Consider the following 25,656-nt stretch of genomic DNA (forward strand, 5'->3'; position numbering starts at 1 on the left):
GCGGGCCTGGCGGCTAGACTCGATCGCGGCAGATGGCCTGCTTTCTGTCCTGGCAGGGTGATGTCCCGGCAGGTTAATGAATCGGCATGGTGGCGTCAGGGCAGGTTGATGAATCGGCACGGTGATAAGGAGCGATGGTGACGCGAAACGTTCGACGACGGGTGGCTGGGATTGCTGCCCTGGGAGCCGCCGCCATGGTGGCCGGCTGCACCGTCAACGTTCCTGATCCGGCGGCGCCGAAGCCGTCGCCGTCGGAGTCCACGCTGGCGACGCCCACCATCACCCCCGGGCATGATGCTGCCGCGGTTGCGGCGAAGGACTTGCCCTTGGCGGCTGGAGGTACGTTGGCTGCAGGGGACCCTGTGACCGTTTCCACCCGGTTGGAGGAAGTTCCGGGGTGGACTGTGGTGCATTCCGGCCTTCAAGGCGAAGTGCGGTATCGGAAGGGTGACGGCTGCACTTTGGCCATCAGGATCAGCGTCAACCAGGCTCCCTTGGTTGTGGCGGGAGATGACGCAGCCTCCACCAAGGAACTCTTCCACTACCTTGATCCGGGCATTGCGACCGAACGGTTGAAGCCGGTGTCCCTGCGTTGGGGACAGGATTCGGATAAGCCCCAGCATGCCGTGGAGTTCCTCGGCCTGGAATCCCCGGCAGCCTCGGGCGGTAACGCCGCTGTTGTCATGGCGAGGTTGTTCAGCGCTCCTGCGTCTTCGGTGTTCGTTTCGGTGGCCTGCCCGGATGGGGCGTTGTTGGAGAAGGCGCGCGCCGAGGCGGCTGCCCACCTTGTGGTGGTCCCGCCAAATTAAGCAGCGTTCCTTGTTTTTAGAGTTACCCTTGCTCCATGAACGGCCTCACCTGGCTCCAGCGGCTTGCGGCGGTAGCTTCCCTGAACGACACCTGCCGCAGGGACCTGTATAACTACGTCAAGCGTGCGGGCCACGCGGTGGGGCGTGACGAGGCCGCCCAAGCCATGGCCATTCCGCGCAGTACAGCGTCCTTCCACTTGGACAGGTTGGTCCGGGATGGATTGCTGAGCCCGCAGTTCCGGAAAACGGCGGACAAAGCAGGGCCTGGTTCAGGGCGCCCTGCCAAACTCTACGTACCCGTGGTGGACGAGGTAGGAGTCTCCGTTCCGCCGCGACACTACGATCTTGCAGGGGACCTCCTGGCCTCCGCCATTTCGCACTCGGCAACGGCGGACGTCCCTATCGCTGAGGCTCTGGCGGAAGTCGCAGCCACCAAGGGGCGGCAGATCGGAGGCGATGGGGATTTTGCAGCCACTCTGGCCGGCCTCGGATACGAGCCTGTGCCTGATGGCGAAGGCGGATACAACCTGCTGAACTGCCCGTTTCATCGGTTATCCCAGGAGCATCGGGAGGTGGTGTGCGCCATGAACGGCGCTTTCCTCTCCGGAGTCGCCGACACTTTGGCCGCTGATGCAGTCGAGGTGGTGCCAGACCTGGGACCGGGCCATTGCTGTGCGCGGATCGTTACGGCGAACCAAACCCCGCCGTCCTAGGCCCCGCCGGTAGAATGGCAAGGTGCCTGTATACCTCGACCACGCTGCCACCACGCCGTTATCGGCCGAAGCGCTCGCCGTCATGACGCGGGAGCTTGCGCGAACCGGAAATCCGTCCTCACTGCACGGAGCGGGTCGTCGTGCCCGCCGCGCCGTAGAGGACGCCCGTGAAATGCTTGCCGCTGCAGCCGGAGCGCATCCCTCGGAGGTCATTTTCACCTCCGGCGGAACCGAGGCGGACAACCTGGCTGTCAAGGGCTTGTTCTGGGCCCGCCGGGACGAGGACCCGCGCCGGACGCGGATCCTTTGCTCCGCCGTCGAACATCACGCCGTTCTGGACACCGTCGAGTGGCTGGAGCGCCACGAGGGCGCCGACGTCGTGTGGCTTCCGGTCGATGGGTCCGGCGCGGTGCGGCTCGAGGTCCTTGAGCGGGAGATCGCCAGGGACCCGGAGTCAATTGCGCTTATCACCGTGATGTGGGCCAACAACGAGGTCGGAACCATCCAGCCGGTCGCTGGGATCGTTGAGCTCGCCGAGCCCCACGGAATACCGGTCCACTCTGACGCCGTCCAGGCTTTTGGGTCCGTCCCCGTGGATTTCCGGGGGAGCGGGCTGGCGGCCATGTCGGTCTCAGGGCACAAGCTTGGCGGTCCCGTGGGCGTTGGTGCCCTGTTCCTTGGCAGGTCAGTGAAGCTGACGCCGGTCCAGCACGGTGGTGGCCAGGAACGGGATGTTCGCTCCGGAACGCTGGATACGCCGGCCATTGCAGCTTTCGCCGCAGCGGCCCAGTCCGTGACACAGAGCCTGTCCGAAGAGCGCAGGCGGCTCAGCGCCTTGCGCGATCAGCTGATCGAGGGCGTCATGGCGGCCGTACCCGAGGCAGTGCTGCGCGGTGCTGCGGGCGAGGGGCGACTGCCGGGAAATGCACACTTCACCTTTCCGGGATGCGAGGGCGATTCGCTCCTTTTCCTCCTGGACCTGGCAGGGGTCGAATCTTCCACCGGCTCTGCCTGCACGGCAGGGGTGCCGCGGCCATCCCACGTGCTGTTGGCGATGGGCCTGGATGAGGACACGGCCCGCGGGGCACAACGCTTCACCCTGGGCCACAGCTCTACGGGCACGGACGTTGAAGCGCTCCTGAAAGCCCTTCCCGAGGCCTGTTCAAGGGCCCGGCAAGCGGGCATGGCCGGTCACGAGTCCAGCATCCAAACTGCGGCAACAGTGGCGCGGCAGGGATCGCACACGTCCTGACGGCCATGCGCCTAGCCGGGAATCAGCTCTTCCAAGGGCACTCCTGGATCCGTGAGGCCTGCAACGTCAACGCGGACCCGCCCGGAAATCAGGGCTTTGACCGGCTTCTGCACCTTTGTTTGGTTGATGCTCATGCCCGCCACCACCAGGCCGTCGTTCAGCCAGAAAGCCATGAAGCCGGCATCGGCCATCGAGCCACGGATTACTGGTTCAATGCCTGTGGCCAGGGTCGGGAATCCCCAGTACTCCATACTGAGCTCGAACTGGTCTGTGTAGAAGTAGGGGATGACGTCCAGCACGGCAGCCTGGCCCAGCATGGACTTCGCCGCAACCTTGCCGCCGTTGAGGGCATTTGCCCAGTGTTCGCTGCGCTGGTGTTCGCCCGTGAAGGGATGCAGGGCGTTCGCCGCGTCACCGGCGGCGAAGACGTCCTGGGCGCTGCTGCGTAGCCCGGCGTCAACCAGGATCCCATTGCGGAGGGCAATGCCCGCTGAACCGGCGAGGGAAGTATCCGGGACAACCCCAACTGCGATGATGACGACGTCCGCCGGAATCGTTTCGCCCGTACTCGTACGGACCGCTGTTGCCCTGCCCTCGCGCCCCTCGATACCAGCGGCGCTCGCAGGAAGACGGAAATGCACGCCGTGGGAAGTGTGGACCCGCTGGAAGCAGGCACCAAGCTCGGGCCCGATGGCTGCGCTGAGGGGAATATCTTCCAGGCCCAGGAGCGTCACGTCGTTCCCGTAGGTGCGCGCCGCTGCGGCCAGTTCCATGCCGATCCAGCCTGAACCGATCATCACAACGTTGCGCCCGCCGTCGGCCAGCAGGCCGCGCAGCTTCAAGCTGTCCTCAAAAGTCCTGAACGTCATCACTCCCTGAAGTTCAGAACCCGGCAGCGGGATGGTCCGCGGCAGTGCCCCGGTTGCCAGGAGCAGTCTGGAGTAGCCAAGAGTTCGACCCGTTGCCAGCACTACCTCATGGTTGCGGGTGTCGACTCCGTGGGCAGGACTGGCGAGGAGGAGTTCGACGTCGTTCCGGGCGTACCAGTCCGCCGGAACCACTTCTGCGGTGTCCGCGTCGGCCTTGCCAAGGAGGAATTCCTTGGACAGGGGCGGACGGATGTAGGGATTCCGGTTTTCGGCGCCCAGCAGCGTGATGGGTCCCTCGTAGCCCTCTGCGCGCAGTGTCTTGGCTGCGGTGGCACCGGCCAGTCCCGCGCCGGCAATAACCATTCGTTCCTGTGCCATGTCCACTCGTTTCTAAAACCAGTTGTCTTGACTTTAGAATCCTTGGCGGGGCCGGTCAAGGGATTTAGTGCAGCCGTGGTAAAGCACGCTAGAATAGACGGGCACGTCGGCTGGTCTGATCCGGACCAGTAGCCACAGCCCCAACAGAAAGCCAGCATGCGAGTACTTGCAGCAATGAGCGGCGGAGTGGACTCCGCCGTAGCCGCCGCCCGCGCCGTAGAGGCCGGACACGACGTCGTCGGAGTCCACCTCGCGTTGTCGCGCATGCCCGGCACCCTGCGTACCGGAAGCCGGGGCTGCTGCACCATCGAAGACTCCCGTGACGCCTGGCGGGCCTGCGACGTCCTGGGAATCCCGTACTACGTATGGGATTTCTCGGAGCGCTTCAAGGAAGACGTTGTCCAGGACTTCATTGATGAATACGCGGCCGGCCGGACACCGAACCCCTGCATGCGATGCAATGAACGCATCAAGTTCGCGGCCCTGCTGGAAAAGGCCATCGCACTGGGCTTCGACGCAGTTTGCACCGGGCACTATGCCAAGGTGATCGAGGACGCCGACGGCAACCGTGAACTCCACCGCGCAGCCGATTGGGCCAAGGACCAGAGCTACGTCCTGGGCGTCCTGACCCATGAGCAGCTCAAGCACTCCATGTTCCCGCTGGCAGAGACCCCCTCCAAGGCAGAAGTACGTGCTGAAGCCGAGCGGCGGGGCCTGTCCGTGGCCAACAAGCCGGACAGCCACGACATCTGCTTCATTTCCGACGGCGACACCCGTGGCTGGCTGGCCGAGAAGATCGACATGACTACCGGTGACATCGTGGACGAGACCGGCGCCAAGGTCGGCGAGCACCCCGGTGCCAACGCGTTCACAGTGGGACAGCGGCGCGGTTTGAAGCTGGGAACCCCGGCCGCTGATGGCAAGCCCCGCTTTGTCCTGGAAATCCGTCCCAAGGAAAACAAAGTGGTGGTGGGGCCGGAGGCACTGCTGGCCATCGACGAGATCCGCGGCATCAAGGTTTCCTGGGCAGGCCTGCCCATCGCAGAAGTCGAGACGGGCGCAGAGTTTGACTGCCATGCCCAGGTAAGGGCGCATGGGGATCCCGTTCCGGCGCGAGCCCACGTGGAGACCGTCGATGACGACTCCGGAGTGCAGCGTGCAGAGCTGGTTGTCACCCTGACCGAGCCGCTCCGCGGCGTGGCTCCGGGGCAGACCGTAGTCCTGTACCAGGGCAGCAGGGTTTTGGGGCAGGCGACCATCGACGCCGCCCGTTCCCTTCAGCGCGTGGCTCTCTAGGAGCAATCCGGTCCAGAGCCCATTCCGGCCACAGCCATTGCCACCGGAATGGGGCGCCTCCATACTGGCCTAAGCAGCGCTTCCGCTGCGGTATCTGGGGTCCGCATTCGGGACGGCGATGACTGTGGCATTTCCAAAAAAGAGCCCGGGAGACATCAAAGCCGGGCAGATGGTCTCAGTGACCGTTCTTGCCGAGGGGCCGATTGGCGCCCCGGGAATGGCGCCGCTGACTGCACAGGTCCGGATCCCGGTAGAACGCCTGAGGCGTGGTCCCACGGGTCATCGCTATGCAATCCACATCAGGAAGTGGCGAGGAACCTCTGTGTCCCCGGTGACCCTGACGCAGCAAGGTGATCCCTGGAAGCTGGTTTCCGAACCCCCACCGGCCGGTTTGCGTGAGCTCCTTGATGACACCCGCTTCCTGGCCCAGCACGTCTATGGCGTGGCCATGAGCACCCTGGACATCTTCGAATCAACCCTCGGCAGGCGGATGCCGTGGAATCCGGAAGGGCGGGTGGTCCTCAAAGCCAGGGACCTCATCACCGCCACCGACACCGGCTACGAGCGGGGCACCAACATCATCCGCTTCGGTTCGGTAGACCGGATGGGTTATAAAGTACCCACAGCCCTCTACCGTGACATTGTTGCCCACGAGGTGACCCATGCCATCCTGGACGGATTCCGTCCCGCGTGGGCGGACCAGATGGCCACCATGGAGCAGTTGGCCATGCACGAGGCGTTGGCCGACATCGTAGCCATCCTTTCGGTCTTTTCTTCCCGGGACATCGTGTCGCGGCAACTTGAAGCGGCCGGTGGCGGCTTTGAGGCCGGGCAAGTAGTGGACGATGTGGTCCTGATGCGGTCCCTTTTCGATTTTGCCCGCGATCTCTTCGCCCGTGGACCATTGCGGGAACCGTTCATAGGCGCCGTGCCCGAAGACTGGCAGTCCCTTCCGGAACCGCATGCGAGGGGGGCCGTGGTGGTGGGGGCGGTGCTCCGGGCGGTCAAGCGGCTGTGGTCCGAGCGGAACGCGCGGTTCGGAGACAACCAAAGCCTGCAACAGAAGGCCGAATCAGGCTCGATAGTGGCTACGCGTGTCCTGCGCATGGTGATCCGTGGCCTCTCCTACATGCCACCGGTCGACGTTTCGTGGCGGGACCTCCTTCGTGGCATCATCGCGGCCGATCTGGACATGGTTCCCGAAGACAACCATGGATACCGTGAGGCGCTCCAGGCCGAGTTCTCCGGAATCGGCATACGCAGGGTGTCCATTAACAACATCAGCGGCGTGGACAGCTACCAAGGACTCCGTTACCCCATCAGGTTGTCGGCCCTCGGCTCCGATCCCCAGGAGGTGCAGCGATTCGTCTGGGAGAATCCGCGGCTTCTGGAGGCGGCGCGGCTGGAGCGCCGCACGCCCTTGAGCTCCACGCGGGTAAGGACCTCGGAGCGTGTGTCCCCGGACGGTTTCATCATCTCCGAGATCGGCGCATCTTTCATCCAGACCGTCCGGATGAGCCGCAGGGAAGCTTATGTGCGCCTCGGCCTGAAAACCCGGAGGGAATTCGTTGACATCCGTGGGGGAGGCCTGTTGCGATTCGATGCCGGCGGCAGATTGGTATACGCAGCGCTCAAACCGGTAATGGACAGGGAACGGCAAGGACAACTGTTTGGTTCGGACCAGCACCACGATGCCGAAGAGGCCGCCTCCTCGGGAGTCCGGGACAAGTTCCACGGCACCGGCAACTGATAGCCGAAAATTTACGTCCGGGCGGAGTAAGAGCGGCGGTCAGGCACCCCAGGCGGCGTTTCGTGCGTGCTTGGAAGCTTCCAGCTGTGCCACCTGGTCGAAGCCGCCGGACTTGAGCCCCTTGCTGACCTCTTTGAGCAGGGCCGCACGCCCCAAGGTCCGGTCACCCTGCAGAGACTTGACCAAGTTGTAGGTGAATGCGCCGTTGTAGCGGCCATCCATCAAGGCATCGGCGGCGGTTTGATCAGACCGGCAAGCTGCCATGAGTACCGGGGTAGAGAGCTTGGCCGCTTTGACCAAGTCCCGCAGGGTCCGCGTTTCCAGATCCTCGTTGGCCACAACAGCGCGTGGCGTGGGTGCCGGCAGGAAACGCGGACGACGACCAGGGATCAAGTCCAAGGACTTCAACCCGGTGCCGCTGTGGCAGGTATCGAGGACCACGTCCATCAAAACGCCTTCCGGAAGGCGCGAAAACGCTGCTGCCAGTTCGTCGTCCGAAATGACGGTGTCGGGATCCCAGGAGTCACCGGCGTCATTGATGTCGTAGCACGCGAATGCCTCATCAAGGCTGTCGTCTTCGTCTCCGCTGTTGTCCGGGATCTGGGTCCCGTGGCTGGAGAAGGTGAAGACGATGTGGTTGGCAGCGCCCGAGACCGCAGCGTCAACCAATTTATTGAGTTCGGCCATGACGTTTTTCTTCGCAGCGCCGGCGTCGCGAAGGACCGTGATCGAGGACCGGTCGAAGCCATAGTCCTTCTCCAACATCCCCGCCAGATCCTCGGCGTCGTTCACACAGCCGTTGAGCCAACTGGCTTGGGGCAGGAACTTGAACTCGTTGATCCCTACGCACAATGCTGCCTTGCTCATGTGGCTGTCCTTTGTGCCGACTTTCAGTGAGTGGAGACTCGGAATAAACCATATTCCTGAGCTCCACCCCGGGCAATGGTTTGCCGAAGCGGACCGAAGCTACTGGAAAGTAAATTTTGTGTCTCAAATCACTGTTTTGAGGGTTCGCCCCGTTCGAAGTCTGGTTGAATCGAGGCACTAAGAGTGTGCGCCGTCACAAATATCCCACGGCGGCGCGCCGAATCCATCGAACAGAAGGTTCACCAGATGGCAATGAACAAGAAGGCCCTGCACGGCGTTATCGCGCTGGCGGGCATCTCCGCGCTCGCCTTGACGGCATGCACGGGTCCCTCGGGCGGCGGCTCCTTGTCCGCCCCGGCAGCCGCGGGCCCCATCGCCTACGGCACCACAGACAAGGTCACGTCGCTTGACCCGGCAGGGTCTTATGACAACGGTTCGTTCATGGTGATGAACCAGATCTACTCCTTCCTATTGAACTCCAAGCCCGGTGGAGCCGAGCCGGTCCCGGACCTGGCGGAATCGTCGTCGTTCACGGCTCCGTCCGAGTACACCGTCAAGCTCAAATCCGGCCTGAAGTGGGCCAACGGCCACACCTTGGATTCCAAGGACGTCAAGTTCTCCTTTGACCGGCAGGTGGCCATCAACGACCCCGCCGGCCCGGCATCGTTGCTGACGAACATCGAGAGCGTGAGCGCACCGGACGCCACCACAGTGGTGTTCAAGTTGAAGAACGCCAACGACCAGACTTTCAGCCAGATCCTTAGCAGCCCTGCCGCGCCGATCGTGGACGACGAAGTCTTCCCGGCCGACAAAGTCCTGTCCGACGACGAGATCATCAAGGCCAATGCTTTCTACGGCCAGTACACCATCGACAGCTACAAGAAGAACGAGCTTGTCAGCTTCAAGGCGTTCCCGGACTACCAGGGCGTCCTGGGCAAGCCGGCCAACGATGCTGCCACCATCAAGTACTACGCCAGCCCCACCAACCTGAAGCTGGAAATCCAGCAGGGAGCCATCGACGTCGCCTTCCGCAGCCTCAGTGCCACGGACATCGATGACCTCCGGAAGGACTCCAAAGTCAAGGTCCTCACCGGTCCTGGCGGCGAGATCCGCTACATCACCTTCAACTTCGACACCATGCCTTATGGAACCAAGGCAGCCGGCGCAGATCCGGCCAAGGCATTGGCCGTCCGCCAGGCCGTGGCCAACCTCGTTGACCGCCAGGCCATTGCAGACCAGGTCTACAAGGGCACGTACCTGCCGCTGTACTCCAACGTTCCGAGCGGATTCCTTGGTGCGAACGAGTCGTTCAAGGATGCCTACGGTGATGGCGGAAAGCCAAGCCTGGACAAGGCCAAGAAGGTTTTGACCGACGCAGGAATTACCGAGCCTGTGGCACTGAACCTGCAGTACAACCCGGACCACTACGGCGGATCATCCGGAGATGAATACGCAATGGTCAAGGAACAGCTGGAGAAGTCGGGCCTCTTCACCGTGAACCTGCAGTCCACGGAATGGGTCACCTACAGCAAGGCCAGCCGCGCCGATGAATACCCGTTGTTCCAGTTTGGCTGGTTCCCGGACTTCAGCGATGCCGATAACTACCTCACTCCCTTCTTCCCGGAGGGCGGCTTCCTGAAGAACCACTACAACAACGCCACGGTGAACGACCTTATCGGCAAGCAGTTGACGGAGGCTGACAAGACCAAGCGGGAATCAGACATCAAGGATGTCCAGAACGCCCTCGCCAAGGACATTTCCACGCTGCCCCTGCTCCAGGGTGCACAGGTGGCGGTAGTCGGAAGCGGCGTGAATGGTGTCGACAAGACACTGGACCCGTCCTTCAAGTTCCGCCTGGGCGTCATTTCCAAGTAACCGCACCAACGTGACCAGAAGGCAGGCGGGACACTGACCCGGTGTCCCGCCTCCTTTGCTGACCACCATCTTGGCCGGCACGCATGAGCCAACCCCGCGCAATCCACGGGCAGGAATACAGGTAATAATGACAACACTTATAGAGGTACCCGAGGCCGAGCCCGGGATCGTTGCTCCCAAGAGCAAGTCCAAAGCCGGGGGAGGGCTTGGCAGATACATCGTGATCCGGTTCTTCCTGATCATTCCCACCGTCTTCATCCTTGTGACGCTGGTGTTCTTCCTGATGAGGGTCATTGGAGATCCCATCACGGCATCCCAGGGTGGCCGGCTTCCTCCGGACGTCCTGGCCCAGCGCATCCACGACGCCGGCTACGACCGCCCCATCCTGGTCCAGTACTTCGAATACATTGGCCAACTCCTGACGGGCAACTTCGGCACCACCATCACTGACCGGCGTCCAGTGGTGGAAGTACTGACCACTTTCGGAGCAGCCACCCTTGAACTCTCCATCAACGCACTGATCGTCGCCCTGCTGGTAGGTATTCCCTTCGGCCTCATTGCGGCCCAACACCGGGATAAGACTCCCGACGCCGTGCTGCGGTTCTTTGCGATCCTTTGCTACGCAACCCCCGTCTTTTTTGCCGGCCTGCTCCTCAAACTGACATTTTCTGTGTGGCTGGGCTGGTTCCCGGTGGCCGGGCGGGCGTCCACCCGGACAGAACTGACCATGAGCGGCCTGGCAGCGCCTTCAGGAATTTATTGGCTGGATGCCCTCCGCAGCGGCAACTTGACCGCGTTGGGTGACATCGCTTCCCACGCCGTCCTTCCGGCCCTTGCCCTCGGCCTCCTGACGGCCGGGGTCTTCCTGCGCCTGGTGCGTACCAATGTGATCGGTACCTTGGGAAAGGACTACGTCGAGGCAGGGCGCTCCAGGGGAGTCAGTGAGTTCCGGCTCGTGACCAAGCACGCCTACAAGCCTGCACTGATCCCCATCATCACTGTCATGGGGCTGCAGATCGCGTTGATGCTGGGCGGGGCCATCCTGACGGAAACCACCTTCGAATGGAAGGGCCTGGGGTATCAATTGGTGCAGTATCTGAACGCCCGCGATTTTGTGGCCGTCCAGGGAATCGTGGTCCTGCTGGCCATCATTGTGGCCGTAACCAACTTCATCGTGGACATCATTGCCGCGCTCATCGATCCCCGAGTGAGGTACTGACCATGAGCACTCCTTCCCTGACAGCACCCAAGCAGCCCCTGCTCCACCGGCTGCCTGTGGTCTCGCACTTCAAGAAAAGCGTCGGCCTCCAACGCGGCATGCTGATCGTAGGCCTCGTTCTCACAGGACTGTTGATCCTCACCAGCATCTTCGCGCCATTGCTGGCACCCTACGGCTACTCCCAACTCAGCGACGCTTCCGGTTCCTTTCCCACGCAGGAGGCACCGGGCGGCAAGCACCTGCTGGGAACCACAGTCAGCGGCTATGACGTACTGTCGCGGGTGATCTGGGGATCCCAGACGGCCGTTACGGTCATTGTCGTCTCCGTTGCCATGTCCCTTTTCCTGGGTGTCGCACTGGGTTTGCTCAGCGGCTACTTCGGCGGCTGGCTGGACCGCATCCTGGTAGTGGTGGCAGATGCCATCTATGCCTTCCCCACGTTGCTCCTGGCCATCGTCATCTCGATCGTCATCAGCAAGGGCCAATCCAGTTTCTGGGGCGGTATCTTCTCCTGTGCTTTCTCCATCACCGTGGTTTTCGTGCCGCAGTACTTCAGGGTGATCCGCGCCGAGACCATCCGGCTCAAGGCTGAACCATTCGTCGAGTCGGCGAAGGTGCTGGGCGCGTCCAGCATGCGCATCATCGGGCGCCACATCTTCAAGAACGCCACGCGGACACTGCCGCTCATGTTCACCCTCAACGCCTCCGAAGCGATCCTCACCCTCGCGGGGCTCGGCTTCCTGGGGTTCGGCATCGAACCTACCTCTGCTGCCGAATGGGGCTTTGACCTGAACAAGGCGCTGGCTGATACATCCTCCGGCATTTGGTGGACCGGCGTCTTCCCGGGCATCGCCATTGTGCTCACCGTCCTGGGCCTGACCCTGGTGGGCGAAAGCATCAACGACCTCAACGATCCCCGGATCCGCGGACGCAAACGGGCAGGCGGAACGCCGGCTGCGCCATCTGCAGCCCCGGCAGCACCAACAACGGCGGCCTCAGAGCCCGAAGAGGCAGGTAAGCCATGACCACCAACCTTGGACAAATGTCAGGGAAGTCCGTCAACGCTGAACCCGTTCTCAGCATTGACCGGCTCCAGGTAACGTTCGCCACGGACGGCGGGGATGTCCACGCCGTCAAGGACGTGAGCCTCACCGTGAACTCCGGCGAGGTTGTTGCGATCGTCGGGGAGTCCGGATCAGGCAAGACGGTCACCGCCAAGACCATCCTGGGCCTGCTGCCGGAAACTGCCATAAGCTCCGGCGCCGTGGTGATCAACGGCAACAACGTGATCAGTGTCAGTAAAGCCGCCTTGCGTAAAATCCGCGGACGCGATGTTGCCATGGTGTTCCAGGAGCCTTCCACAGCCTTGAACCCGGTGTTTACCGTTGGTTGGCAGATTGCTGAAGGAATCCGGGCCCACGCCACGGACGGAAAACGGGTCTCCGCCAAAGAGGCCAGGCAACGCGCTGTTGAGGCCCTGCGCAAAGTAGGAATCCCGGATCCCGAAACCCGCGTCAACTACTATCCGCACCAATTCTCCGGCGGCCAGAAACAGCGTGTAGTCATCGCGGCAGCGCTGGCCCTGAACCCCGGCCTCATCGTCGCCGACGAGCCGACGACCGCCCTGGATGTCACGGTCCAAGCCGAGATCCTGCAGCTGCTCCGGGACCTGCGGGACAACTACGGCACCTCCATTGTGCTCATTACCCACAACATGGGCGTGGTAGCCGATCTCGCGGATCGGGTAGTGGTCATGTACCAAGGGGACGTCGTGGAGGAAGCACCTTCCCGTGTCCTCTTTGCCGAACCAAAGGTGGACTACACCAAGAAGCTGCTTGCCGCCGTCCCGCACCTGGGCCGTCATTCGGCCTCCGAAGGTGCCCGTGGCCGGCTCCACCAAGACGGCAAGATCCTGGTGGAAGCCAAGAACCTCACCATTGAGTATCCGGGCAGGTTCGGGCGCAACGGATTCAAGGCCGTAGACAACGTCAGCTTTACTGTCTCGGAAAATGAGGTCTTTGGCCTGGTAGGGGAGTCCGGCTCGGGCAAATCCACCATTGGCCGGGCCATCGCGGGCCTGAACCGGGCTACGGGCGGCAGTTTGAAGGTTCTCGGCTACGAGATGCTGGACTTTAAGGAGCGTTCCTTCCGGCCGCTTCGCAAGGAGATCGGCTTCGTTTTCCAGGATCCGGCGGCCTCGTTCAACCCGCACCTGACCATCGGTGAGTGCGTCGCGGAGCCGTTGATGATCCATACCAAACCAAGCGCGGCCGAGGCGAGGAAAAAAGTCGGTGAGCTGCTCGAATCAGTCCAGTTGCCGGCGTCGTACGCTCAACGGTATCCGCACGAGCTGTCCGGCGGACAGCGGCAGCGTGCCTCCCTGGCGAGATCGCTGGCATTGAACCCCCGCCTCCTCATTGCCGACGAACCAACCTCTGCCCTGGACGTTTCGGTGCAGGCGAAAGTCCTGGACCTGTTCAAGGACATCCAGGAGCAGTTCGGCTTTGCTGCCCTGTTCATCAGCCACGACCTCGCAGTGGTGGACATGTTGTCCCATTGGGTGGGCGTGCTGTACAAGGGCCAACTTGTGGAGCAGGGGATTGGCAACCACGTGATGGGCTCACCGCAGCACGACTACACCAAGCGGCTCATCGCCTCGCTGCCTGTACCCGACCCTGACGAACAAGCACGACGGCGGGAAGCCCACCGGGCGCTGCTGGGCGGCTAGCTGCACTGCCGGCGGACCCGCAAAGCCCGTGAAAGGCACGCCCCTGGTGGGGCGTGCCTTTCCTGTGCGGGAGGAGCCGGCGCTATTCAGAGACGATGCCGATGTTGAACATTTTTCCCTGGGGCTGCTGCATAAAAATCCGCAGCCACAGCGGCAACCACATCTCCATTCCGCGGGCGGCGTCGAGGCCGCCCAGATCCCTGATGTGCCCGTGCGCCCAGCCGAATTCCTGGAGGAGATCCGAAACACGGGACTTTGCGGCGGGATCGTTGCCTGCCATGAAAATATCGTGGGATCCGGGCAGCCTCGAGGGCTCCACCATGACCGGTGCGCTTACCGTGTTGAGCGACTTGACTACCAGGACATCCGGGTACGTCCGCTGAATTGTTTCGGCGATGCTGTCGGTATTGCACACGGTCAATGACGGAGGGAACCCACTCGAAGAATCCAGGGCATTGGAGACGTCCAACAGGATTTTGCCGTTGAGGTTTGCTTCGCCGGCCTCAGCCAGGACAGCGAGGCTGACTGTGCCCGGGGTGGCATTGACCACCAATTCTGCTTGCCCAGCCGCCTCGGCAAAAGAGCCGGCATGGGCTCGTGGCCCTGCCTGGGCGGCCCATTCCTGCCCCTTTGGATTGCCGGATTCGCGGGAGCCCATGGTGACTTCATGGCCCAACGACACCAGCTTGCCCGCGAGGGCGTGCCCCACCATGCCTGTGCCCAGAACAGCGATTTTCATGGTGTCTCCTTTGCCGAACCTGCAGTGATGCTGTCATTGTGCTCCGAAACCGGCCTCGGGGATACTGCCATCATTGCAGGGGCGTGCGTTCGGTTTGCCCCGGTCTGCGCCGCCCTGCGGCGGTCCGAGGCACAAAAGTAACACCCACGTGCGCACCGTCCGGCACCATAGACTGGGACGCATGACCGAGCAGAACAACGCCCTTCCCGATGCCGCCGATTCCTTCAACCCGGCTGCGAGTTCACTGGCCGGCCAAGTGGACAGCGCCGTCATGGATGAGTTGCTGTCCATCCGGTCCAGTATCGACAACATCGACGCAACCCTGGTCTTCCTGCTCGCCGAGCGCTTCAAAGCCACGCAGAAGGTAGGAGTCCTCAAGGCCACCCACAAGCTTCCCGCCGGAGATCCGGGCAGGGAATCAGCCCAGATTGCCCGCCTCCGCCGGCTCGCCGAAGATGCGCACCTGGACCCGGCGTTCGCCGAGAAGTTCCTGAACTTCATCATCAGCGAAGTGATCCGCCACCACGAGGCAATCGCCGAGGACCACCAGATTTCAAGCCAGCAGGTTTGACCATGGCAGCAGTGAATGACCCGCGCGCCAGCGCAACCGCCCTGGGGCCATGGCCTGGCAACGACCCTGCGGAGGCAAACCGGATCATCCGGGGCGAGCTGGGAGATCCACACCTGCCCTTCCTTCCCGAACTTCCGGACCGTGGCGTTGGCTCGGATGCCGTGGGCCGGACCGGGACTTTGCTGGTGGACCTTGCACTCGATGTCCAGCCACACGGCTGGCGACTCGTGGACCGACCCGGGAAGGATGCCCAGCGCGCCCGCTCCGCCCTCTCCACTGATATCAACGTCCTGGCCGATATCGCCGGCACCGAGGATGTTTCCGCAACGGAACTCAAAATCCAATTGCTTGGCCCCCTGAGCCTGGCAGCCAATTTGTATCTCCACAATGGCGAACGGGCGCTCCTGGACTATGGCGCCAGGCGCGATATTGCAGAGTCCCTGGCTGCCGGGGTCGCAGAACATGTGCGCCGCGTCGGCGCAGCAGTACCGGGTGCAGGCATTGTGGTCCAACTGGACGAACCTGACATTGCATCCGTCATGGCCGGAACCATTCCGACGGCGAGCGGGTACAGGACACTGCGATCGGTCCCGGGCGAAGAAGTCACCGGGGCCTGGCGGTTGGTGATCGAGGCACTGAAGTCCGCCGGCGTCGTCGAGGCTGTGGTGTCCTTGCCGGAAATAGAAGCACCGATCGAGCGGGTCCTGGCAGCTGGAGCCGACGGTGTTGCACTGCCCCTGCGGGCGCTGACCACCCGTCAATGGGAACAGCTGGCCGGTGCAGTGGAAAGCGGCAAACGCATCTGGGCCGGTGCCCTGCCTACCCATAATCCAGACGCTCAACTGCCGCGTACCTCGGAGATCGTGGAGAGTATTTGGAAGCCCTGGCGCCAGCTCGGACTGCCGGCATCGGCTCTGACAGGGCTCCGCGTCACACCCTCCACAGGACTGGCAGGCTACAAGCCGTCAGCGGCAATGGAAGTGCTGGCCAGACTCACCCAGGTTGCTGACGGACTTGATCAACTGGCCCAAGGCTGACGTGAGCGTCCGGGAAGACCTCTTAGCAGATGCTGATGCCGTGCCCGGCGGTCAAATGCGTCGTTCCCAACGGTCCGGTTCTGCGTATCGAGGCAGTGTAGTGCCAGGAGCTGTTCCCGGCAGATAGGGCGCAAGCCGGTAATCGAAGCGGCCCGCATAGACCAGGACCAAACCGACTTGCGGCTGGATGACTTTGACCTGGATCCGGTGTTTGCCCTCGGCACTGTCCCACCATTGCTCCGCGTAGGCGCGCGCGTCCAGGGCGGCCGGTAACGGTATGCGCAGCGGCCCGAGGAGCAGCCGGCTGGATCGGGAGACACCACGAAGCCGGCCCTCGGCAGTGACACTGACATCCAAGTCGGTCACAAGCCGCCTGTACCGCCCTACATAGTCCACCAGGCGTGCCTGGGTGTTTCCTTCCTGCCCAGGCTCGGGCAGCACGGCACTTGTCGTGTCATGGAAGAGCCTGGTCCGCGTTGGAAAGTAGATTTCCCGGCGGGCGGTCAGCGCAGGTCGTCCAAATGGATCCACGTGCGCATGGTTCTCGATCCTGAAGCGGATGCCCTCACCGAACTCGGGAAAAAATGCTTCTTCGCGTCCCGTCAGGGCTAGCAGGGGACGCAGCCACTTCTGCTTGCAACCCACCACATCAAAGACGCCTTCGCCTATGCCGTAGTAGCCGGAACCTGCCGCCAGTGAAAAGTACTCCTGAAGCTCGGGTGCGAGCTTGGTGAAGTCATCGCCGAGTGCCAGCTTGTAGATAGGGGTGTTCATGGCCGTCCTTTCCGGAAACGGGAACTAGAGCCTTCCGGCAGCTTTTAGCCGGATGTAGGTATCCGCGAGCAGTGGTGGGACCTCAAGGGGCTCGGCGTCCACCACTTCGGCGCCCAACTGCCGTAGCTGGGCTGTGACCGCAGCCCGTTCCAACAGGGCACGTTCGGCCGCCGCGGCCCGGAACACCTGGCTGGCCGTGGTTCTCTCCTCTTTCATTGCTGCCAGCAGTGGATCCCTGACGGACGCAACCACCACAACGTGCTGTCGCGACAACTGTGCCACCGTAGGCAACAGGCCCTCCTCGGGGGCACCGCCGTCGAGCGCTGTCAACAGCACCACCAGGGACCGGTGGGCCGAGACCGCCCTTACCTGTCCCGGGACCTGCTGCCAGTCCAGTTCAATCAGTTCAGCCTCCAAAGGGGCCATGGCCTGGACCAATTGGCCGAGCATGTTTCCTTTGGATGCCGACTCCACCCTTGCACGCAACCTGCGGTCATAGGCGAGGAAGTCAACCCGGTCCCCGCCGCGTTCGGCCAGCACCGAGAGCAGCAATGCCGCTTCGATTCCGGTATCAAGACGGGGCTCGTCCTGGATCCTGGCCGCCGCAGTGCGTGAGGTATCCAGGACGATGACCACGCGCCTGTCACGTTCCGGACGCCAGGTCCTGACTACCACCGAGGTGCGCCGGGCCGTAGCCCGCCAGTCGATGGAGCGGACGTCGTCACCGCGGACGTAATCGCGCAGGGAATCAAATTCCGTTCCTGCTCCCCGGATCTGCACGGCAGCCTTGCCGTCCAGTTCCCGGAGCTTGCGGAGCTTGGAGGGCAAGTGGCGTTTCGAGTGAAAGGGAGGCAGGACCCGCAGATGTCCGGGCAACCCACGGGTGCGCTGCCTGGCGGCCAGACCCAACGGTCCCCAGGACCGGATGGTGATGTGGGGGCTTTCCAGGTCACCGCGGCGGCGGGGAACCAAGGCCACCCGCATGCGCCGCCGCTCGCCCGGAGGAACCACCAGCGACTGGATGTTATTGGTGGCTCCGGCAGAAGGCTGCCAGGCATCCCTGATGTTGGCCCGCAACTTCCTGCGCGTGGGGTTGGCAACCGTTACAACAGTCTCTGCCCGGCCCTCCAGCGTCACATTTCCCGGGTGCCCCCGGTCCAGGGCCAGGCCTGCAGGAGAAGCAGCCAGGAGCAGGTCGAGGATCAGCAACAGCAGCAGTCCCATGGCAACGAACAAGACAGTGTTCCAACCCGGAAACACCACGAGGGGAAGCAGCCCGGCGAGGGCCAGCAGGACGAATCGGCCGGAAACCGCCACTCAGTCCGCCTCACTCTGGGCCGCGCCGGAACCCATGCGGCAGCCGGTGGCCCCCTTCGATCCGGGGCACCGTGGTTTGCCAGGGCTCCCTGGTGTGCCTTGGGTCCGTCGCATGCCGGGGCGCACTTGGGTATCAGGGCTGCCTTGGGCGCCGCCATTCATGCGGGCATCCGGAGTCACCGAGGCACCGGAACCGATGCAAGGATGCTGCCCAGGACGTCGTCGACCTGGATGCCGTCCATCTGTGCTTCGGGACGGAGGCCCACACGGTGCCGCAGGCAGGGCAAAGACAAAGCCTTGACGTCGTCAGGGGTGACGAAGGCCCGCCCGGACAACCATGCCCACGCCTTGGACGTATTGAGCAGCGCCGTGGCACCGCGGGGGGAAACCCCGAGTTGGAAGGACGGTGCGGACCTGGTGGCACGGACAACGTCAACAATGTACGCGAGGATTTCCGGGGCCACCGCTACGTGGGCAACGGCGGCCTGCGCGGCGGAAAGCTCTGCCGCGCCCGCCACCGGACGGACACCGGCAGCTGCGAGGTTCCTCGGATCGAAGCCGGTGGAATGGCGTCGAATGACCTCGATCTCCTCGGCCCTTCCTGGCAACGGCATTGTCAGTTTCAGCAGGAACCGATCAAGCTGCGCCTCGGGCAGGGGATAGGTGCCTTCATACTCCACGGGGTTCTGCGTCGCAGCTACGATAAACGGGCTCGGCAGCGGACGCGAGACTCCATCAACGGAAACCTGGCGTTCCTCCATGGCTTCAAGGAGCGACGCCTGGGTCTTCGGTGGTGTCCGGTTGATTTCGTCCGCAAGCATGATGTTGGTGAAAACGGGGCCTTCACGGAAGGTGAACTCCGAGGAGTGGGAGTCATAGACCAACGAGCCTGTGACATCACCCGGCATGAGGTCGGGGGTGAACTGGACCCGTTTGGTGTCCAAACTCAGTGCGGTGGACAACGCCCTCACAAGCAGGGTCTTGGCCACGCCGGGGACTCCTTCCAACAAGACGTGGCCGCCGCATAGCAGGGCAATGAGCATGCCCGTCACGGTGGGATCCTGCCCCACCACGGCTTTGCCCACTTCGTTGCGCACATTCAGCAGGGACTGCCGGGCCGGGTCTTCCTGTGTGCTGCGGTGCCCGTTTCCTGAGGGATCCCCTTCTTGCCGCACATTTTGCGGCGCGGAGTGGTGGGGCGGCGCGACTTGGTCCGGTGCGGCACCCTGGAGGGGCGCGCCGCCACCACCCTGTTGGCTGTTGCTGTCCGTGTAGCTGTTCGGCTGGCTGCTCATCGGGTGGTCGCCTCCTGTTCGATTCGTTCGATCTGTTGTGCCCATTGCACCAGTTGTCCTTCGTTCTCCGGCCTGAAGTCGAGGAGCACGAACCTGACTTCCGGGGCCGGCTGCCCCATGTGTCCGGCCGAGGCGTCCACAATTGCTTCCGGGGTGGCCTCTGTTCCCAGGTTGAAATGCCTGGCCAGGCGGACCAGTGTGCCTGCCCGCAGGTTGTCGGCTGCGCGCTCCACTGCCCGCGAGTCCTGATAAAGACGCGCCCTGCCTTCCGCCGTCTCGGCAGCCTTCACCACCACGGGAAGTGGCTCGAAGACCAGCGGGCCCATGCGCCGGCCCCGCCACGCTATGGCCAGGAGCACCACGATTCCCATCCACGGTCCAGCGAACGCAAGCCAGCGGGGAGCCAACTCGTTGAGGGTAGGGGTTGAGTCAGTCGCGGAAACGTCTCCCACGCCGGGCAGGTACCACACCAGGTTCTGGTCCTTCCCCAAAGTCCGCAGCGCGAGTGCTGCATTGCCTTCAGAGGCCAGATGCTGGTTGTCGAGCAAGTCGGTACTGCCCAGCACCACCACCCTGCCGTCCTGGGATGCAGCATAGATGCCGGATCCCTTGGCCGCGGCCGGGTAGCACACCACAGGTCCGGAATAGATGGCGCCTTGGGCGGAGACTTTGCCGGCCACGACGGCATCGTCCAGGTCGCAGCGGGGTTCAAGAACCGTTGTCGCTTCAGGAACCACCCCGCCCGGGCGGAAACCCTGCTCCAGCGCATTCAATGTCCTCAGCCGCGGGTTGACCAGTACCACGTGCTCCACGGCGTCCGTAATGTCTTCAAGCTGTGTTCGGTCCAAAAAACCGCGGGGATCGTAGATGAGGACGGTAGCGTCGTCCTTTTCGGCCACCTCGTCCATGGTCTTCGCGAAGGTATCGGTCGATGCGACCGATACACCGTGATCCGCCAGGATTTCAGCCACCGCCATTGCACCATTTGGCGCTGGGTTCCGGGCGGACAAAGGACGGGGATCTTTTGCGCCCGACACACTGGAGATTGCCAGGTAGGTTACCAGCCCAGCCAGGACGACTCCGATCAGGATCCAGACCAGGTGTTTCCGGAACCAGGTACGGAGGCTTTTCCCTGCCGTCTTCCCAGCCGACTGCTGGGGAGCGGGAGCTTCACCGTGGGTCGTGGTGTCTGCCACCGTGGAAGTAGTCATCGCGGCACCGCGAAACCTGCGTGGGCCTGTCCGGCGAAGTCAGGCTTCATGTCAAGGAGGTCTGCATCGAGCCTGCGGACGGACTCATAGTCCGGAGCCGTTGCCCCCTGCTCGCCGTAACGCACGGCATCGAAAAGGAGCGCGGCTGCGTCCAGCCGGGACTGCGCGGTGCCAAACACCTGCCCCAGCTGGGTTGCCGCTTCGTCAGCGGTCCGCCCGGGACGGGCATCAACGATCTCCCGCTCTTCGGCGGAGCGGACAATCGCCCTGAACTGGTCGACGACGGCGGACGGCCAGTCGCCGTCGTCGGCTGCGGTTGCCGCGCGCTTCCTGTAGCCCTCCGAGTCCAGGCTGCTGTCATCGCCGTAGATGTCCGTTCCAGCGGCTTTTCGGCGGGCGTTCAGTCGGGGCCGGACCACGATGACCGCAGCAATGATGAGTGCAAGGGCCAACGCGATCATGAGCGGAACTGCAAGATCCGGTCCTTGACCCGATGCGTCGCCTTCCAGGGACGACAACCAGTCGAGGAAGTCGCGCCACCATTGGTCCAGCCAACCGGGTTGCGCGTCCGGGTATTGGGGTTTCGAGAGTTCCTCGGCCGCCCATCGCCGCGCCTCTTCACGGTCCGGTGTCACGGGCGGCTCCTGGGCCGCCCACATGGTGGGTTCCAGTGGAATAGTCCTCATGCCGGCGGCCACGGCCCGGGAGGCGCGGCAGGGGGCTGTCCGCCCTGCGACGGCCAGGGCCCGGGAGGCGCGGCAGGGGGCTGTCCGCCCTGCGACGGCCAGGGCCCGGGAGGCGCGGCAGGGGTCTGTGTGCCCTGCGGCGGCCAGGGCCCGGGAGGCGCGGCAGGGGGCTGTGTGCCCTGCGGCGGCCAGCCTTGATTCCGGGTCGAAGCGCCGGAGTGAGGACCCAGGACCGACGGACTGCCAGGGATTCCCTCGGGATCGTCTCCGGTTTCCATCAGCCTCATAAGCTCAACATCCAAACCATCACGGCGCATGCGCAGATCCATGTAGATCAAGCCGAACACGGAGGCCTGGAAAGCAAACGTCACAGACCCCACAAGCGCACCGATGGCTGAGGAAATCACAGTGGTGACCACCAGGCTGGAGGCTATTGCCTCGGCGTCGGGGTGGGGATTGACTACCCCGCCAACAGCCGTAGCTGCCAAGGACGCGGGGATCTGGACGATCTGGGCAATGATGCCCACCATGATCGCCACCACCAAGGTGATGCCGAAGATCCGCCACCAGTTGTTTTTGGTCAGCTGCCAGGACCTCAGGAGTCCGTCGTAGACACCTGTCCGCTCAACGACGATCGCGGCGGGCGCCAGCATCAACTTCAGCCCGATCCAGACGAACAAGACCACCGACCCAAGCCCAAGAGGCAGGACAACCAGCAAAGCCCCGGGCCCCATGGCAGTGAAGAGCAGAACGGCAATACCCACCACTGCGGCGGCGGCGAGCAGCCCGCCGAGGGTCAGGAGGACTGCGACACCCAACAGCGGCAGGATTCTCCTGCCGGCCAACTTCCACATCTGCTTGAAACCCGTCCGCCGGTTCAGGACCGAGCGCGCCACGGGCACCACCAGGACGCCTTGGAGTACCGAACCAAGAAAACCGATCAGGACCGAGACACCCAACGTGCTCGCCATGATGGCGAGGAAGGGGCCCATGGCCTCGTTGAAGTCAGCCTCTGAGTTGACTGATTCAAAGGACATGGTCAGCTGGAACATTCCCAGCGTGACAATACCAATGAGCACGGCACCGATGGCCTGCACAATAAGCGCAGAACCGAACATGGAAGCCGCATTGCGGCGGATTGTCTGGAAAGAGCCGTCAAGGATTTCGCCGAATTGCAACGGCCGCAGCGGGATAACGCCCGGCTTGGGCGGAGCGACATAGAGGGGTTGTCCATACGGTGGACCCGGTGGCCATCCCGGCGCCGGTTGTCCTTGGCCATACTGGCCGCCGCCTTGGGGGGCTGCCCATGCCGGGGGACCACCCCATTGGGGTTGGTTTCCCCACGCTGGCTGGTTGCCTGGTGAAGCACCCCGGCCGTGCTCTGGTTGTGACAAAATATCCTCCCCATAAGACCCTGCCCGCCGACGTCCGACGTCCCCAAACGCGCCTTGGCCCCCAGCCTATAGGCCCGCCGTCGTCCCTCATAGCCTGACGCCCGGGCAGCCACGGCAGGCAGGCCACCACGCATGTGCAGTACGGTGGAACTGCCCTTGGAGCGCCATGCCGTGCGCTGTGCCCAACGGGACAAAGACTTGGTGATAAGGGAATATATAACTATGAAGGCACGCATTCTGGTAGTTGACGACGACGAAGCACTCGCAGAGATGATTGGCATCGTCCTGCGCAATGATGGTTTCGAGCCGGTGTTCTGCGCAGACGGTGGCCAGGCGTTGGAGATCTTCCGCTCTTCCAAGCCGGACCTTGTGCTGCTGGACCTGATGCTGCCCGGATCCGATGGCATCGAAGTCTGTCGCCAGATCCGCGGTGAATCCGATGTGCCCATCGTTATGCTGACGGCAAAGTCCGATACTTCCGATGTGGTCCGGGGACTGGAGTCCGGAGCCGACGATTACGTGCCCAAGCCCTTCAAGCCGGCTGAACTGGTGGCGCGGGTCCGTGCGCGACTCCGTCCCGGCGACCAGAAGGCCCCCGAAACGCTGCGCATCGCCGACGTCACCATCGACGTCGCAGGCCACCTGGTCACCCGCGGCGGCGACCGGATTTCGCTCACCCCCCTGGAGTTCGACCTCCTGGTGGCATTGGCGCGCAAACCCTGGCAGGTTTTCACCCGGGAGTTGCTCCTCGAACAAGTTTGGGGCTACCGGCACGCCGCGGACACGCGCCTGGTCAACGTCCACGTCCAGCGCCTGAGGTCCAAGATCGAACGCGACCCGGAGGCGCCCGAGGTCGTTTTGACGGTGCGTGGTGTCGGATATAAAGCAGGTTCCTGAGTCCCCGGCCGGCAAAGCCGGCATGGCAGAAGGAGACCTCGGGACCAAGGGTCCAGAGGCGGCCGGAGTCGACCATTCGACCCCGGCCTTGCCACCGACCCCCGAAGCGACTGGCGAATCGTCCGCCGGGGGCCCCGGTCAACCGGACCCGAAGCAGCCCGGCCGGAATACCCGCACCTTGCCATGGCTCCTTTCCCGCGCACGGATCTGGACACGGCGCGGACTGATCCTTGTTTTGCGGGTCTCACGCCTTGTGTCCATTGGAGTCCGGCAGATCAAACCTGGGCTTCGCTACCTTTGGCGCTCGGTGCTGCGCCGGTGGCGGCGGTCCCTTGAGTTCCGTACCGTCCTGACCACCCTTCTACTGGCCGTGACATCCTTTGCGATAGTGGGCGCCTACCTGTCCAACCAAATTGCCAACAACCTTTTCCAGGAGCGGCTCGCCCAGGCAGAGTCGGAGACCCGATACAACGTCAAACAGGTCCAGGACACGTTCGACGGCGCGCAGGTCACCGATCAGTCCAGCGTCATTACCTTGGTCTATGACACCCTGACGGCCGTGGAGGGCCGGGGTTCGGTCATCCAACGGCGCTACGTGTTCGAAGCAAAGCCAGAGCAGACAAAACCCCGTAACCGCTGGGTCGAGTCGCGCGCTTCGGACCAGTTGACGGTCCGGGTCATACCTCCCGAGCTCCGGAAAGCCGTGCAGGAGGGTGGCAAGCAGCAGTTTTGGGCCTCCACGCAGTTCCCTGTAGGCAATGAGGACCGCCCGGGCATCGCCGTCGGAAACCTGGTGACGTTCAACGGCACCTCCTATGAGCTCTACCTGATTTACGACCTCAACACTGCCCAGCAAACGTTGGACGAAATCCAGAACGTGCTCTGGGCCGGTGGAGCTGCACTGGTCCTGATGATCGGGGCGATCGCCTGGTACGTGACGCGCAACGTGGTCAGTCCTGTGAGCCACGCTGCGGTGGTCTCCGAAAAGCTCGCGGCCGGCCAGCTCCAGGAGCGCATGGTGGTCAAGGGCGAGGACGAGGTAGCCAGGTTGGGCGCTTCCTTCAACCACATGGCTGCCAGCCTCCAGGAGCAAATCACCCAGCTGGCCACTTTGTCGCAAATGCAGCAGAGATTCGTTTCCGACGTCTCGCATGAGCTTCGTACCCCGCTGACCACTGTCCGGATGGCTGCCGAAGTGCTCTTTGACGCCCGTAATGACTTTGATCCCATGAACAAGAGGTCAGCCGAACTGCTCTACCACCAGGTTGAGCGGTTCCAGTCCCTGCTCTCGGATTTGTTGGAAATCTCCCGCTTCGACGCCGGGGCAGCAGTCCTGGATGCAGAACCCCAGGACATCTTCCAGGTGATCTCCCATGTCATGGAAGGTGCGGCACCTGTTGCAGCAGAATACGGCTCCGAGGTCCGGCTGAATGCCCGGCAAAAGAGCATCGTGGTGGAGATGGACTCCCGGCGGATCGACCGGATCCTTCGCAATTTGTTGCTGAACGCCCTGGAACATGGGGAAGGGAAACCGATCCACATCTCAGTTGCAGCCAACCATGAGGCCGTTGCAGTGTCGGTCCGGGACCACGGCATCGGGATGACCCAGGCAGAAGCAGCCAGGGTGTTCGATCGTTTCTGGCGGGCCGACCCCGCCCGTGCCCGTACCACCGGAGGCAGTGGCCTGGGCCTGTCCATTGCCGCAGAGGACACCAAACTGCACAATGGTTGGCTTCAGGCGTGGGGCCGCAAGGGATCGGGTTCGAACTTCCGGCTGACACTTCCCCTCCGGCAGGGAGGCACCATTGTGAAGTCTCCGCTTCAGCTTGAACCGGCCGATATTGAATTCCCCGGGACCGGGAGCGCGAACGAGCGGCACATGCTCATCCTGGGCGCGGACTCCGGAGCCGGCCTGCAGCGCCAGCGCCCGGACGCCGCGAAGTCTGCTCCTGACGATCAAGCGGGGAGGGAGGCGTGAG

22 protein-coding genes are annotated in these 25,656 nt (G+C 63.3%); 13 read left to right on the top strand and 9 right to left on the bottom strand.

Features of this window, described 5'->3' with window-relative positions:
* The first annotated feature begins 134 nt into the window (after nt 1-134).
* The 3 genes from BLQ01_RS03190 to BLQ01_RS03200 are packed head-to-tail and all read left to right on the top strand — an operon-like array spanning nt 135 to nt 2,774.
* Complete coding sequence (locus BLQ01_RS03190; protein WP_043431834.1) at nt 135-809, top strand: hypothetical protein; 675 nt, start codon at nt 135-137, stop codon at nt 807-809.
* 35 nt (nt 810-844) lie between these two features.
* A complete protein-coding gene (locus tag BLQ01_RS03195; protein WP_091550100.1) occupies nt 845-1,522 on the top strand; it encodes a helix-turn-helix transcriptional regulator in 678 nt (225 codons plus the stop codon).
* 22 nt (nt 1,523-1,544) lie between these two features.
* Complete coding sequence (locus BLQ01_RS03200) at nt 1,545-2,774, top strand: cysteine desulfurase family protein (protein ID WP_026546169.1); 1,230 nt, start codon at nt 1,545-1,547, stop codon at nt 2,772-2,774.
* An 11-nt stretch (nt 2,775-2,785) separates the two neighbouring features.
* Here the strand turns inward: BLQ01_RS03200 and BLQ01_RS03205 are convergent, their stop codons facing one another.
* Nucleotides 2,786-4,021 (bottom strand): NAD(P)/FAD-dependent oxidoreductase, encoded by a 1,236-nt coding sequence (locus BLQ01_RS03205; RefSeq protein ID WP_091550360.1) that lies wholly within the window; start codon nt 4,019-4,021, stop codon nt 2,786-2,788.
* Nucleotides 4,022-4,177: 156 nt separating this feature from the next.
* Here BLQ01_RS03205 and mnmA point away from each other — a divergent pair, with 156 nt between their 5' ends.
* A complete protein-coding gene (gene mnmA, locus BLQ01_RS03210) occupies nt 4,178-5,317 on the top strand; it encodes a tRNA 2-thiouridine(34) synthase MnmA (RefSeq protein WP_026540034.1) in 1,140 nt (379 codons plus the stop codon).
* 124 nt (nt 5,318-5,441) lie between these two features.
* Nucleotides 5,442-7,067 carry a gluzincin family metallopeptidase gene (locus BLQ01_RS03215; RefSeq protein WP_139183432.1) on the top strand — a complete coding sequence of 542 codons (1,626 nt, stop codon included), beginning with the start codon at nt 5,442-5,444 and terminating at the stop codon, nt 7,065-7,067.
* A gap of 39 nt (nt 7,068-7,106) precedes the next feature.
* On the opposite strand, the gene BLQ01_RS03220 is transcribed toward BLQ01_RS03215, so the two are convergent.
* The gene (locus BLQ01_RS03220) at nt 7,107-7,934 is read right to left on the bottom strand and encodes a caspase family protein (protein ID WP_026546166.1); all 828 of its coding nucleotides are present in this window, start codon (nt 7,932-7,934) and stop codon (nt 7,107-7,109) included.
* A gap of 246 nt (nt 7,935-8,180) precedes the next feature.
* Between BLQ01_RS03220 and BLQ01_RS03225 the strand changes: the two genes are divergently transcribed.
* From BLQ01_RS03225 to BLQ01_RS03240, 4 genes are all read left to right on the top strand, one after another.
* Nucleotides 8,181-9,809, top strand: a complete 1,629-nt coding sequence (locus tag BLQ01_RS03225; protein WP_091550104.1) for an ABC transporter substrate-binding protein — start codon at nt 8,181-8,183, stop codon at nt 9,807-9,809.
* A gap of 127 nt (nt 9,810-9,936) precedes the next feature.
* A complete protein-coding gene (locus BLQ01_RS03230; RefSeq protein ID WP_026540038.1) occupies nt 9,937-11,028 on the top strand; it encodes an ABC transporter permease in 1,092 nt (363 codons plus the stop codon).
* A 2-nt stretch (nt 11,029-11,030) separates the two neighbouring features.
* Nucleotides 11,031-12,053, top strand: coding sequence for an ABC transporter permease (locus BLQ01_RS03235; protein ID WP_051420661.1), 1,023 nt, complete (start codon nt 11,031-11,033; stop codon nt 12,051-12,053).
* Entirely contained in the window at nt 12,050-13,756 is a 1,707-nt protein-coding gene (locus BLQ01_RS03240; RefSeq protein ID WP_091550105.1) for an ABC transporter ATP-binding protein, read from the top strand. Before BLQ01_RS03235 ends, BLQ01_RS03240 begins: the two co-directional genes overlap by 4 nt.
* A gap of 82 nt (nt 13,757-13,838) precedes the next feature.
* Here BLQ01_RS03240 and BLQ01_RS03245 read toward each other — a convergent pair whose 3' ends face one another.
* Nucleotides 13,839-14,495, bottom strand: coding sequence for an NADPH-dependent F420 reductase (locus BLQ01_RS03245; RefSeq protein WP_091550107.1), 657 nt, complete (start codon nt 14,493-14,495; stop codon nt 13,839-13,841).
* A 181-nt stretch (nt 14,496-14,676) separates the two neighbouring features.
* Between BLQ01_RS03245 and BLQ01_RS03250 the strand changes: the two genes are divergently transcribed.
* Both BLQ01_RS03250 and BLQ01_RS03255 read left to right on the top strand, forming a co-directional pair.
* Complete coding sequence (locus tag BLQ01_RS03250) at nt 14,677-15,066, top strand: chorismate mutase (protein WP_026540041.1); 390 nt, start codon at nt 14,677-14,679, stop codon at nt 15,064-15,066.
* Nucleotides 15,067-15,068: 2 nt separating this feature from the next.
* Nucleotides 15,069-16,103, top strand: a complete 1,035-nt coding sequence (locus BLQ01_RS03255; protein ID WP_091550108.1) for a uroporphyrinogen decarboxylase/cobalamine-independent methonine synthase family protein — start codon at nt 15,069-15,071, stop codon at nt 16,101-16,103.
* Nucleotides 16,104-16,154: 51 nt separating this feature from the next.
* Here BLQ01_RS03255 and BLQ01_RS03260 read toward each other — a convergent pair whose 3' ends face one another.
* From BLQ01_RS03260 to BLQ01_RS03285, 6 genes are all read right to left on the bottom strand, one after another.
* Entirely contained in the window at nt 16,155-16,877 is a 723-nt protein-coding gene (locus tag BLQ01_RS03260; protein ID WP_091550110.1) for a DUF4166 domain-containing protein, read from the bottom strand.
* Between the two features lie 24 nt (nt 16,878-16,901).
* Entirely contained in the window at nt 16,902-18,194 is a 1,293-nt protein-coding gene (locus BLQ01_RS03265) for a DUF58 domain-containing protein (RefSeq protein ID WP_026546160.1), read from the bottom strand.
* 176 nt (nt 18,195-18,370) lie between these two features.
* Nucleotides 18,371-19,489, bottom strand: a complete 1,119-nt coding sequence (locus BLQ01_RS03270; protein ID WP_091550112.1) for an AAA family ATPase — start codon at nt 19,487-19,489, stop codon at nt 18,371-18,373.
* The gene (locus BLQ01_RS03275; RefSeq protein ID WP_091550113.1) at nt 19,486-20,700 is read right to left on the bottom strand and encodes a DUF4350 domain-containing protein; all 1,215 of its coding nucleotides are present in this window, start codon (nt 20,698-20,700) and stop codon (nt 19,486-19,488) included. Before BLQ01_RS03275 ends, BLQ01_RS03270 begins: the two co-directional genes overlap by 4 nt.
* On the bottom strand, nt 20,697-21,386 hold the full coding sequence (locus BLQ01_RS03280) for a DUF4129 domain-containing protein (protein WP_091550362.1): 690 nt from the start codon (nt 21,384-21,386) through the stop codon (nt 20,697-20,699). Before BLQ01_RS03280 ends, BLQ01_RS03275 begins: the two co-directional genes overlap by 4 nt.
* On the bottom strand, nt 21,383-22,504 hold the full coding sequence (locus BLQ01_RS03285) for a DUF7847 domain-containing protein (protein WP_254779189.1): 1,122 nt from the start codon (nt 22,502-22,504) through the stop codon (nt 21,383-21,385). Before BLQ01_RS03285 ends, BLQ01_RS03280 begins: the two co-directional genes overlap by 4 nt.
* 498 nt (nt 22,505-23,002) lie before the next feature.
* On the opposite strand from BLQ01_RS03285, the gene mtrA reads away from it, so the two are divergent.
* Entirely contained in the window at nt 23,003-23,677 is a 675-nt protein-coding gene (mtrA, locus tag BLQ01_RS03290; RefSeq protein ID WP_035760565.1) for an MtrAB system response regulator MtrA, read from the top strand.
* Nucleotides 23,649-25,655, top strand: coding sequence for an MtrAB system histidine kinase MtrB (mtrB, locus tag BLQ01_RS03295; RefSeq protein WP_254779191.1), 2,007 nt, complete (start codon nt 23,649-23,651; stop codon nt 25,653-25,655). The genes mtrA and mtrB overlap by 29 nt, the downstream gene beginning before the upstream one ends.
* Nucleotide 25,656: the final 1 nt, after the last annotated feature.

Origin of the sequence: Arthrobacter sp. UNCCL28, from assembly GCF_900102805.1 — a bacterium.
Classification (GTDB): Bacteria; Actinomycetota; Actinomycetes; order Actinomycetales; family Micrococcaceae; genus Arthrobacter; species Arthrobacter nicotinovorans_A.